General features: G+C 73.7%; 9 protein-coding genes. 4 read left to right on the top strand and 5 right to left on the bottom strand.

All coding sequences use genetic code 11. The annotated features are described in order from the left end of the window. Positions 1-85 precede the first annotated feature (85 nt). Positions 86-733: a TetR family transcriptional regulator gene (locus tag E4099_RS22065; protein WP_135340847.1), complete on the bottom strand. Its 648-nt coding sequence runs from the start codon at positions 731-733 to the stop codon at positions 86-88. 368 nt (positions 734-1,101) lie between these two features. On the opposite strand from E4099_RS22065, the gene kbpA reads away from it, so the two are divergent. From kbpA to E4099_RS22080, 3 genes are all read left to right on the top strand, one after another. After that, entirely contained in the window at positions 1,102-1,887 is a 786-nt protein-coding gene (gene kbpA, locus E4099_RS22070; protein WP_135340848.1) for an AfsK-binding protein KbpA, read from the top strand. 193 nt (positions 1,888-2,080) lie between these two features. Then, a complete protein-coding gene (gene afsK / locus E4099_RS22075) occupies positions 2,081-4,636 on the top strand; it encodes a protein serine/threonine kinase AfsK (RefSeq protein WP_209446690.1) in 2,556 nt (851 codons plus the stop codon). Between the two features lie 108 nt (positions 4,637-4,744). Beyond that, a complete protein-coding gene (locus E4099_RS22080; RefSeq protein WP_135340849.1) occupies positions 4,745-5,314 on the top strand; it encodes a hypothetical protein in 570 nt (189 codons plus the stop codon). 100 nt (positions 5,315-5,414) lie between these two features. Here the strand turns inward: E4099_RS22080 and E4099_RS22085 are convergent, their stop codons facing one another. From E4099_RS22085 to E4099_RS22095, 3 genes are all read right to left on the bottom strand, one after another. Further along, positions 5,415-6,179 (bottom strand): enoyl-CoA hydratase/isomerase family protein, encoded by a 765-nt coding sequence (locus E4099_RS22085; protein ID WP_135340850.1) that lies wholly within the window; start codon positions 6,177-6,179, stop codon positions 5,415-5,417. Between the two features lie 105 nt (positions 6,180-6,284). Continuing rightward, entirely contained in the window at positions 6,285-6,749 is a 465-nt protein-coding gene (locus E4099_RS22090) for a Zn-ribbon domain-containing OB-fold protein (RefSeq protein ID WP_135340851.1), read from the bottom strand. A gap of 36 nt (positions 6,750-6,785) precedes the next feature. Next, entirely contained in the window at positions 6,786-7,946 is a 1,161-nt protein-coding gene (locus E4099_RS22095) for a lipid-transfer protein (protein WP_135340852.1), read from the bottom strand. Between the two features lie 115 nt (positions 7,947-8,061). On the opposite strand from E4099_RS22095, the gene E4099_RS22100 reads away from it, so the two are divergent. Next, positions 8,062-9,858 carry a FadD3 family acyl-CoA ligase gene (locus E4099_RS22100; RefSeq protein WP_245245077.1) on the top strand — a complete coding sequence of 599 codons (1,797 nt, stop codon included), beginning with the start codon at positions 8,062-8,064 and terminating at the stop codon, positions 9,856-9,858. A 263-nt stretch (positions 9,859-10,121) separates the two neighbouring features. Here the strand turns inward: E4099_RS22100 and E4099_RS22105 are convergent, their stop codons facing one another. Beyond that, entirely contained in the window at positions 10,122-10,340 is a 219-nt protein-coding gene (locus E4099_RS22105; RefSeq protein ID WP_135340853.1) for a hypothetical protein, read from the bottom strand. Positions 10,341-10,544: the final 204 nt, after the last annotated feature.

The following is a 10,544-nucleotide window of genomic DNA, read 5'->3' on the forward strand; positions in this document are numbered from 1 at the left end:
GGGGCCGGGCCGCTCGGGGACGCGGGGGTCCCGGGTCCGACGCCGGGCACCGCGCGGCACCGGACTTCGGCCGCCGGCCGGCCGGCTACTTGGTGGGCTTTCGGCCGGTGATTCCCAGATGGACGATGGTGGCCAGGCTCGGCTTGAGCTCCGCCTGCTTCACGCCCCAGGTCTGGAACCCCTTCTGGTGCGAGGCGACCGCGGCCAGCATCGCCACCAGGGAGCCGGCGACCGCGGCCGGGCTGATGTCCTTGTCCACCTTGCCCTTGGACTGGAGCTCCTTGACCGAGTCGGTCAGCGAGTTGGTGACCGCGTTGAGGATCTTCATGCGGATCTTGTAGAAGCGCTTGTCGCCCTCGGCCGCGCCCAGGTCCACCACCCGCAGGATGGCGTCGTGCTTGCGCCAGAAGGTGAGGAAGCCGTCGACCAGCTCCTCCGCGGTCTGCCAGCCGGCCTTGCCGGTCCAGGCCCGCTCGGAGACCAGCCCGGTGAGGGCCGCGCCCTCCTTGGCCATCTCCTCGGCGATCTCCAGGACGGCGCCTTCGACATCCGGGAAGTACTGGTAGAACGTGGCGGGCGAGGTGCCCGCCTTGCGTGCGACATCGATGACTTTGACGTCTCGGTACGGGGATGTGCTGAGCATCTCGCCGAGGCAGTCGAGCAGCTTCTGCCGCGTCGCCTGCCCGCGACGCCCGGCGACCCGGCCGTCGACGGTTCGTACTTGTCCTGTCATGCCGTCAGCTTACCGAGGGGTGATCGGAGCGCTATTCGACTGCGTGCAAATGGGGTTAGCCGGTTCCGGGACCGGTTGTACCGCTGTGAACAGGCAGTTTCCGGTGATGTACGGAACGGGGTCGGCGCCCGGGGGAGGGCGGCGGAGCGGCCCCTGGGCCCCGGGCGCATACCCTGGCGGCGGCCCGGTCCACCCGATGCCGGCAACTCCCCCAGACGGGTGAATGCTCTTATCAACAGCCTGTGGACAGCGGTGGTGGAGCGGGGGCGCGGGCGCCCCGGCGGATGACGAGCGGGATCGTCCGACCCCGGTTAGCGTGGCGGGCGGAGGCTCACTGGAGCGCCCCTGTACACGGGAGGACCGGAGCCATGGCCGCGTTCGAGGACGGCGTGCCCTGCTGGGTGGACGCCTCGCTCCCCGATGTGGAGGCGGGCAAGCGCTTCTACGGCGAGCTGTTCGGCTGGACCTTCGGTGCCGGCGACCCGGCGTACGGCTTCTCCACGCAGGCATTCCTGGACGGTCGCCACGTCGCCGCACTCGTACCCAAGACGGACGGTCGGATGCCGACCGTGTGGAACGTCTACCTCGCCACCCGGGACGCCACCGCGACCGCCGCCCGGATCCAGGCGGCCGGCGGCCGGCTGATCGTCCCCCCGACGCCGGTCGGCGGCCTCGGCACCATGGCGACGGCGATGGACCCCGGCAACGCGGTGTTCGGCCTCTGGCAGCCCGGCAGCCACCGCGGTTTCGAGGAGCAGGGCGAGCCCGGCTCGTACCTGTGGACCGAGCTCTACACCCGGGACAAGGAGGCGGTGGACGCCTTCTACCAGGAGGTGTTCGGCTACGGCAGCCATGACGCCGGCGCCGGCAGCGGGGTCGACTTCGCCATGTGGTCGCCGGCCGGGGAGGCGGTCGGGCCGCGCACCGCGGTCTGCGGGCGCGCCGTGATGGACGACTCCTTTCCCGCCGAACTCCCCGCCCACTTCCTCATCTACTTCGCGGTCGAGGACTGCGACGAGACGGTGGCCGCGGCGCGCCGTCGGGGCGGTCGGACGGTGGGCGACCCGCAGGACACGCCGTACGGCAGATTCGCGATGCTGGTCGATGATCAGGGTGCCGACTTCGCGGTGATCGACACCTCAAAGGCCGCATAGGCCCGTAGAGCGGTACGAAGTGCGTGATGGTACGGTCCGCCAGGAATCCCTCTATGAGGCGACGAATCGCCCCCGGGTTCGCAACCGCCGCCTTGGGCAGAGAGAATGCAGCTTGCGTGCCGCCGGATGGTTTGTCGGTGAGACGCTGCGCGGGGCTGTTAATTTCGACGCCTACGGGGAGGTGGCAGGCAAAGTGGTGGAGCAGCTGACACAGCACGACCCGAGGCGGATCGGCCCGTTCGAGGTGCTCGGCCGGCTCGGTGCGGGCGGTATGGGGCTGGTCTATCTCGCGCGTTCGGTGGCCGGACGCCGCGTGGCGATCAAGACGGTGCGGACCGAACTCGCCGAGGACCAGCTGTTCCGGGTCCGTTTCACCCGCGAGGTGGAGGCGGCTCGCGCGGTCAGCGGCTTCTACACGGCCGCCGTGGTCGACGCCGACCCCCGCGCCCCCGTCCCCTGGCTGGCCACCGCTTACGTCCCCGCCCCCTCTCTGGAAGAGATCGTCAACGAGTGCGGTCCGCTGCCCGCCCAGGCGGTGCGGTGGCTGGCGGCCGGTATCGCCGAGGCCCTGCAGTCCATCCACGGCGCCGGACTGGTGCACCGCGACCTCAAGCCCTCCAATGTGCTGGTGGTCGAGGACGGCCCCCGGGTGATCGACTTCGGTATCGCCTCCGGGGTCTCCAACACCCGGCTGACCATGACCAACGTGGCCGTCGGCACGCCCGCGTACATGTCGCCCGAGCAGGCACGTGACTCACGCAGCGTGACCGGCGCCAGCGACATCTTCTCGCTCGGCTCCACCCTGACCTTCGCGGCCACCGGGCACGCCCCCTACCACGGCGCCAACCCGGTGGAGACGGTCTTCATGCTGCTGCGGGAGGGGCCGGACCTGACTGGGCTGCCCGACGAGCTGATGCCGTTGATCGAGTCCTGCATGCAGATGGAGGCCGACCGGCGGCCCAGCCCCGCCGACCTCCAGGCGCAGCTCGCCCCGCACCTGTTCGCCTCCGGTGGCGACGACAGCGGCACCGCCTCCGCCTGGCTGCCGTCCAGCGCCGTCGCCCTGATAGAGAGCAAGCGCGGCGGCCGGGCCCCCGGAGCCACGGCCCCTCGGCCCGACGGCGGTTCGGGCGGCGGCGCTCCCGCGCCCCGCTCCGAGGTCGGCTACCAGCCCGCCCCGGGCCCCCGGCACAGCGCCGGACCGCGGTCCGGCGGCACCGGCTGGGAGCCCTCGGCCACCGGTGACCCGCGCGGCGGGCTGCGCGCCCCCGAGGCGGCCAGCCCGGCCAGCCAGGTCAGCTCGGCGAGCCCGCCCGGACGGCATGCCGCGCCGCCCGTCGCCCAGCACGCCGCGCCGCCCGGTGCGCAGCCGCTGCCGGCCGAAGTGCCGCCGGCCGAGAACCCGGTGCGGCTGTCCGGCTCGCAGGTGCCCATCGGCCCCGGGCCGCGGGCCGTGGACACCCATGAGCCGCAGCCCCGCCACGACGCCGCGGCCGCCGGCACCGGCTGGGTGCGCCCTCCGGAAGGGGTCCCGGCCGGCCCGCCGCTGCCCGCGGTGCCTCCGCAGCCGCACCCGCCGGCCCCGGAGGCCGCGCCGGAGGCGGCCGGGCAGGCGCGCTGGCGCCCCTGGCGGTTCCGGATGTCCAACGACGTCTGGGGCACCCCGGTGGTCGCCGGCGAACTGCTCTACGTGACCTCCTTCGAGGTGCACGCCCTGGATGTGGCCAGTGGCCGGCGCACCTTCAAGACCCGGGACGTGGCCTGGGCGATGGCCGTCGCGGACGGCCGGATCCACGCCTCCGACGGGCCCACGCTGTACGCGCTGGACGCGGTGGACGGCGGCGAGCGCTGGCGGCTGTCGATGGACGGCTGGGTGTACTCGCTCAAGGTGGACCGCGGCACGGTGATCACCGGCACCCGGGGCGGCGGCGTCCAGGCATGGGAGGCCGCCAACGGCGAGCTGCTGTGGGAACTCCGCGGCGCCCAGACCGACTTCGAGACCCCCGAGTCCGGGCCGGCCATCCACGACGGCACGGTCTTCGTCTGGCAGGAGGGTCGGCTGCGCGCGCTGGAGGCGCGTACCGGCGCGGAACGCTGGTCCTACCCGATCGGCGACGCGGCCTCCTGCGGCGGGGTGCCGATGCGGCTGCTGTCGGCGCCGGACGGGGTGGTCTATGTGGCGGCGGGCACCCGGGTGCTGGCCGTCGACATCGCGCGCGGTGAGGTGCGTTGGCGCTTCGAGGCGCCCGCGGTCTTCCTGTGCCCCCCGGCGTACGCCCCCGGGCCCGCGGTGACCGGCGGCGGCCTCTACATCGCCGACTACCAGGGCACCGTCTACGCGCTGGACTCGGCCACCGGTCGGGACCGCTGGCGGATCGCGACCGAGCCGCGGCAGTCCATCGACCCGGTGCTGGTCGCCCACGGCTCGGTGCACCTGGGCAGCGGCAGCGCGCTCTACACCCTGGACGCGGTCACCGGGACGCCCAAGTGGCGCTTCGCGGCGGGCGGCGAGGTGATCGGCGCCCCGGTGGTGGCCGAGGGCCGGGTGCACTTCGGTTCGGCCGACCGCTGCCTGTACACGGTGGACGCGGCAGGCGGCGCACTGCGCTGGAAGCTGGCCACCGGCGGTGAGATCACCGGGGCGCCGGTGGTCGCCGGCGGAGTGGTCTACGCGTGCAGCAAGGACCGGTGCGTGTACGCGCTGGACGCGGCCAAGGGCACCGGGCAGTCCCGGCAGGCGCGCCAGTAGCAGAGGTGTAACGAAGCGGCGGTGACAGGGCGGTGAACGTACCGCGCTGAATGCCCCCTTGATACGGTGAGCCGCCGATTTCGGCGGTTGCCTACGGGGGGGTTGACTGTGACACGACGTCGTATCCGGCTGATGGCCGTCTGCCTGGTGGTCCTGATCACGCTGACCGGGTTCTCGACCGGCAAGGGCGGCAAGGGCGGTGGCAGCCGGGGTGGCAGTAGCCATGGCGGCGGCGGTGGCGGAGGCTGCTCCGGGCCGCACCGCTCCAGCAGCGGATCCAGCCACCACTACGACGATGACGACGGGGGCTACTCCACCGGCGGCAGCGGCGGGGGCTCCTACGACAGCGGCGAGGACTCCTACGACAGCGGTGGCGGCTCCTACGACAGCTCGCCATCGGCCAGTCCGACCCCCGAGACGCCCCGTGCGGAGGTGACCTTGGTCAAGTGCGCCCACCGCGACCGCGCCGGACGGTGGGTGGTCACGGTGCGGGTGACGAACTCCGAGGACCAGGTGGCCCCCTGGTCGGCCGATGTCGTCCTCAGCAACGCCCGGGGCCGGATGGTCGCCAGGGTGCGGGACAGCGGGGTCACCGAGGCGGGGGAGACCAAGACCGTGGACGTGCCGGTCCGCAAGAGGCTCACCGCCAAGGCGGTCAAGCGCTGCAAGATCATCTGAGGTCGGGAGACGGCGGCCGTCCGGGGGCGCCACGAGCGGGCCCGGCCCCGCGGCGCCGGCCCGCCGGTCAGGGGAGCGGTACGTGCCGGGTCCGTCCCGGTCAACGCACCCGGAACTCCCCGCCGCGGGCGGTGAACAGCTCCGCCTGCCGTTGCGGCGGCGCACTGCCCAGCGCGATCAGCGCCGGGGCCTGCGCCATCGCCTGCGCCCGCGCCGCCTCCCGGGCCGCCCAGATCGCGCGTACGGTGCCCTGCACCGCCTCGGTCGGGTGGCCGGAGATGACGCGGGCGGCGTCCAGCGCGGCGGGCAGTGCGCCACCGGCCGGGGTGACCTCGCTGACCAGCCCCGTCTGATGGGCCCGCTGGGCGGAGATCCGCTCGGCGGTGCCCATCAGCGCCATCCGGGCGACCTCCCCGAACGGCATCCGCTGCGCCATGGCGATCGACTCGTAGGCGCTGACCATGCCGTAGCTGGTGTGCGGGTCGAAGAAGGTGGCGTGTTCGTCGGCGACGATGAACTCGGCCTCGCCCAGCAGGTAGAAGGCGCCGCCGCAGGCCATCCCGGCCACCGCGGCGACCACCGGCTTCCACAGGTCGTTCGCCTTGGGGCCGATGGCGAGCAGCGGATCGTCGAGCGAGTAGGGCGAGGGCGGCTGCGGCACCCGGGCCGTTCGGTCGATGCCGGTGCTGAAGGCCCGGTCACCCGCGCCGGTGAGCACCACCGCCCGTATCGCGGCGTCCGCGCGGATCTCCCGCCACACCGCGGTCAGCCGCTCGGCCATGGCCAGGTCGATGGCGTTGAGCCGGTGCGGGCGGTCCAGGGTGACCACCGCGACCGCCCCCCGACGCTCCAACCGCACGCTCATGGCCGCCCCGTCAAGGGCCTCGCCAGCCACTCCGGCCGTATGCTCATGGCCGCTCCCTTCCGGCCGCACCGGGCGAAGGCATTCCCAGCCACTCCGGCCCTACGCTCATGGCCGCTCCAGCAGCCAGCGGGGGACGACCACGCCCGGGGCCATGGTGTGGAAGGCCACCCGGACCGGGGCCCCGATCCGCACGCGCTCCGGATCCAGCGAGTCCAGCGGCGCGTCCGCGGCGGCCACCAGATTGCCGACCAGCCGGATGCCCGGGGCGTCGGCCAGTTCCACCAGCACCACGGTGTACGGCGCCAGGGCCGCGTACCCGGGCAGCAGCGGAGGGTGCGGGCGCACATACGACCAGATCCGGCCCCGCCCGGTGACCCGACGCCACTCGGTGTCGAAGGACTGGCAGTGCGGACAGCACGGCCGGGGCGGGAAGCGCGGTACGCGGCAGCTCGCGCAGCACTGCACCCGCAGTTCACCGCGGGCCGTGTACGTCCAGAACGGCGCGCCGTCCTCGTCCGATTGGGGCAGCAGCAGTCCGTCCGCCCCGCGGGTGGTGTCGTTGTCGTCCATGGGCAGGCTCCCTCCCGGTGACCGGTGCCCGTGTCCTCAGTTCCGCAGCAGTAGGGCCGAGGTGGGGACCCCCTCGCCCGCGGTGACCAGGCAGGTCGCCGCGCCGTGCACCTGGGCGGTGCTGGTGCCGCGCAGTTGCCGGACGCCCTCGGTGATCAGGTTGAAGCCGTGGACGTACGCCTCGCTGAGCCCGCCGCCGGAGGTGTTGATGGGCAGCAGGCCGCCGATCTCCAGCGCCCCGCCCTCGGTGAACGCGGCGCCCTCGCCGCGCCCGCAGAAGCCGTAGCCCTCCAGGGAGAGCGGGATGAGCGCGGTGAAGGCGTCGTAGATCTGGGCCACGTCCACGTCCTCCGGTCCCAGGTCGGCGCCCTTCCACAGGTTGCGGGCGGCGGTCCACGCCGGGCCGGTGAGCGGGTCCTCGGTCCAGTAGTTGACCATGCCGTGGTGCTGGGCGGGCAGCCCCTGGGCGGCGGAGTGCACATAGACCGGCCGCTGCCGGCAGTCCCGGGCCCGCTCCGCCGAGACCACCACGCAGGCCAGCGCGCCGTCGGTCTCCAGGCAGTTGTCGTAGAGGCACAGCGGCTCGCTGATCCAGCGCGCTGTCATGTACATCTCGCGGGTCAGCGGGCGGTCGTACATCAGCGCGGCCGGGTTCTGGTTGGCCCGGTTGCGGCAGGCCAGCGCCACCTGGAAGAAGTGGTCGCGGGTGGCGCCGTACTGGTGCATGTAGCGGCGGGCCAGCATGCCGATCTCGTCGACGGGGCGCAGCAGTCCGTACGGCCGGGTCCACTGGGCGGGCACCGCCAGTTGGGTACGGGTGTCGGTCCAGGGGCGGGGCCCGCTGCCGCGCTTGCGGGACCGCCAGGCCACTCCCACGCTCGCCTGCCCGGTGGCGATCGCGGCGGCCAGATGCGCGACGGTGGCGCAGGAGCCGCCGCCGCCGTAGCCGACCCTGCTGAAGAAGGTGGCGTCGCCGGCGCCCACCGCCTTGGCCAGCTCGACCTCGTCGGTCTCCTCCATGGTGTACGAGGCGAAGGCGTCCACCTGCGAGGGGTGCAGCCCGGCGTCCGCCAGCGCGGCCAGCACGGCGCGGCAGGCCAGGGCCTTCTCGGTCTCGGGGAGGTGTTTGGCGAACCGCGTCTGGCCGATGCCGACGATGGCCGCGGCGTCCTTGAGCGTCCCTGAACGTGCCCCCATCGGCCACCTCCGCGGTCCGGCCCGGTGCTGACAGCGGGGAAGGCTACCGCTAATCTGACGAACAGTCAGCTCGTCTGCGGCCGACCGCCACCGGTCGCCGGAGGGAGGCGGCACCATGACGACAGACCCGGCCCGGCCCCGCGAGGGGCGGGGAGGCGCGCGAGCAGCGGATCCCGCCCAGGCCGCCGAGCGCGGGCGGGCCGAGGCGATGGACCCCGCCCAGGCCGCCGAACGCGGGCGCGCCGGGGCGGCGGGCCCCGCCCAGGCAGCCCAGCCCCGGGGGGCCTCCCCGGTGAACGCCGCCCAGGCCGCCGTGCCCCGTACCGTCGCGGAGCTGGTGGCCTGGGCCGCCGAGCGCCATGGACCGGCCGAGGCGATCGTGGAGGGCCGCCACCGGCTCGGTTACGCCGAACTCGGCGCGCGGGTCGAACGGGCCGCCGCGGCCTGCCTGGCAGCCGGTGTGGAAGCGGGCGACCGGGTCGCGATCTGGGCGCCGAACACCACCGACTGGATCGTCCACGCGCTGGGCGCGGTCACCGCCGGCGCTGTGCTGGTCCCGATCAACACCCGCTTCAAGGGGGAGGAGGCCGCCCAACTGCTCCGCCGCACCCGGGCCGGCCTGCTCTTCGTCACCGGCACCTTCCTGGGCACCTCCTATGTCGCCGCACTGCGCCGCGCGGCGGGGCGCGGTCCCGGGCGCGGTCCGCTGCCCGGGCTGCCCTGGCTGCGCCAGGTGGTGGTGCTCGCCGAGGACGCCCCGCTCGGCTTCCGCACCCGCCGGGAGTTCCTGGCGGCGGGGCGGACCGTACCGACCGCCCAGGTGCGGGCGCGGGCCGCGGCGATCCGCCCGGCCGACCCCTCCGACATCATCTTCACCTCCGGCACCACCGGTGCCCCCAAGGGCGTGGTGACCAGCCACGCCCAGACGCTGCGGGTCTACGACACCTGGAGCGGGCTGGCGGGGCTGACCGCGGCGGACCGCTATCTGATCGCCAATCCCTTCTTCCACACCTTCGGCTACAAGGCGGGTGTCATCGCCTGCCTCACCCGGGGCGCCGTGATGGTGCCGCAGCCGGTGTTCACCGCGGACACCACGCTGGCGCATGTCGCCGCCGAGCGGATCAGTGTGCTGCCCGGACCGCCCGCCCTGCTCCAGGCCCTGCTGGACCACCCGGACCGCCGGGCGTACCGGCTGTCCAGCCTGCGGCTGGTGGTCACCGGGGCGGCGGTGGTGCCGCTGGAGCTGGTCACCCGGCTGCGCGAGGAGCTCGCGGTGGAGACCGTACTGACCGCCTACGGGCTGTCCGAGGCGTCCGGCACCGTCACCATGTGCCGGCCCGGCGATCCGGTCGAGGCCGTCGCCGGCACCAGCGGCCGGGCCATCCCCGGCACCGAGGTGAGGGTGGTCGGTCCGGACGGGCGCGAGCTGCCGCCGGGCAGCCCTGGTGAGGTGCTGGTCCGCGGCTACCACGTGATGTCCGGGTACTTCGAGGATCCCGCGGCCACCGCGCGGGTGCTGACCCCGGACGGCTGGCTGCGCACCGGTGACATCGGGGTGCTGGACGGGTCGGGCCGGCTGCGGATCACCGACCGGCTCAAGGACATGTTCATCGTGGGCGGCTTCAACGCCTACCCGGCGGAGATCGAGCGGCGGATCTCCCGCCATCCGCAGATCGCCGAGGTGGCGGTGGTGGGGGTGCCGGACCCGCGGCTGGGCGAGGTGGGCAAGGCGTACGCGGTGCGCAGACCGGGCGCGCCGCTCACCGCCGAGGAGCTGATCGCCTGGGCACGCCGCGAGATGGCCAACTACAAGGTGCCGCGGCAGGTCGAGTTCCTCGACGCGCTGCCGCGGAACGCCGGCGGCAAGGTGCTCAAGGACGAGCTGCGGGCGCGCGGGGGTACCTCGCGGTAGCCGAATGACCGGGGCCCGTCGGTGCCTTGCGGCTGTCGAGCCGTGGGCGCGTGGGGCGCCTCGCGCCAGGGGCCCGGCCGGAAGCGGCCGCCAGGCCCGTCGAGTCCGCCGAGCCCCGTCCGGCATGCCTGAGGCCTGCCTCCTGGTCCGGTCGGGCTGGTGCCCGACACGCTCCGGGAGGCAGGCCCCGGGAAGTCAGCCGACTCTGCGAGTGTGAACGGGGCCGGGCCGTCGGCCCGGCCCCGCCCGGAGGCGCCGCACGCTCAGGAGGCGTGGCCGTCCTGCGGGGTGGCGACGCTGTCCCCGAGCTGCCCGTGGGCTTCGATGACGGATGCGTGGCCGTCCGAGAGTATGTAGCTAGACACGTGTCCGTCCTGCGGTTTGAAGGTGGCGTGGCTGTCGGCCAGGGCGGGGGATGCCGCTGCCGCGGTGAGGGCGGCGGTGAAGGCTGCGGCTACCAGGGCCTGCTTGGCGCGGGTCATTTCAACTCCTCTGTACGGGGGGCATTGCAGTTCGCAATTGGAACGTAACGATGGCACTGTGCGATGTCGGCCAAGCGGCTGGAATTGGGCGAAGCTTGGCCTGATAGTGGTCATTTACCGATCCGTCTTGCCGAGCAGGGACCGGCTGCGACGGCTCCCCCTCCGTGCCGCCGTCGCCGATCCCTGCGCTCCCCCCTCCGGGTC

It is taken from the genome of Streptomyces palmae, assembly GCF_004684805.1.
Taxonomy (GTDB): Bacteria; Actinomycetota; Actinomycetes; order Streptomycetales; family Streptomycetaceae; genus Streptomyces; species Streptomyces palmae.

Coding starts and splice junctions, on each gene's coding strand:
- E4099_RS22065 (WP_135340847.1), bottom strand. CDS start 733: ATGACAGGACAAGTACGAACCGTCGACGGCCGGGTCGCCGGGCGTCGC.
- kbpA (WP_135340848.1), top strand. CDS start 1,102: ATGGCCGCGTTCGAGGACGGCGTGCCCTGCTGGGTGGACGCCTCGCTC.
- E4099_RS22085 (WP_135340850.1), bottom strand. CDS start 6,179: ATGAGCGTGCGGTTGGAGCGTCGGGGGGCGGTCGCGGTGGTCACCCTG.
- E4099_RS22090 (WP_135340851.1), bottom strand. CDS start 6,749: ATGGACGACAACGACACCACCCGCGGGGCGGACGGACTGCTGCTGCCC.
- E4099_RS22095 (WP_135340852.1), bottom strand. CDS start 7,946: ATGGGGGCACGTTCAGGGACGCTCAAGGACGCCGCGGCCATCGTCGGC.
- E4099_RS22100 (WP_245245077.1), top strand. CDS start 8,062: ATGACGACAGACCCGGCCCGGCCCCGCGAGGGGCGGGGAGGCGCGCGA.
- E4099_RS22105 (WP_135340853.1), bottom strand. CDS start 10,340: ATGACCCGCGCCAAGCAGGCCCTGGTAGCCGCAGCCTTCACCGCCGCC.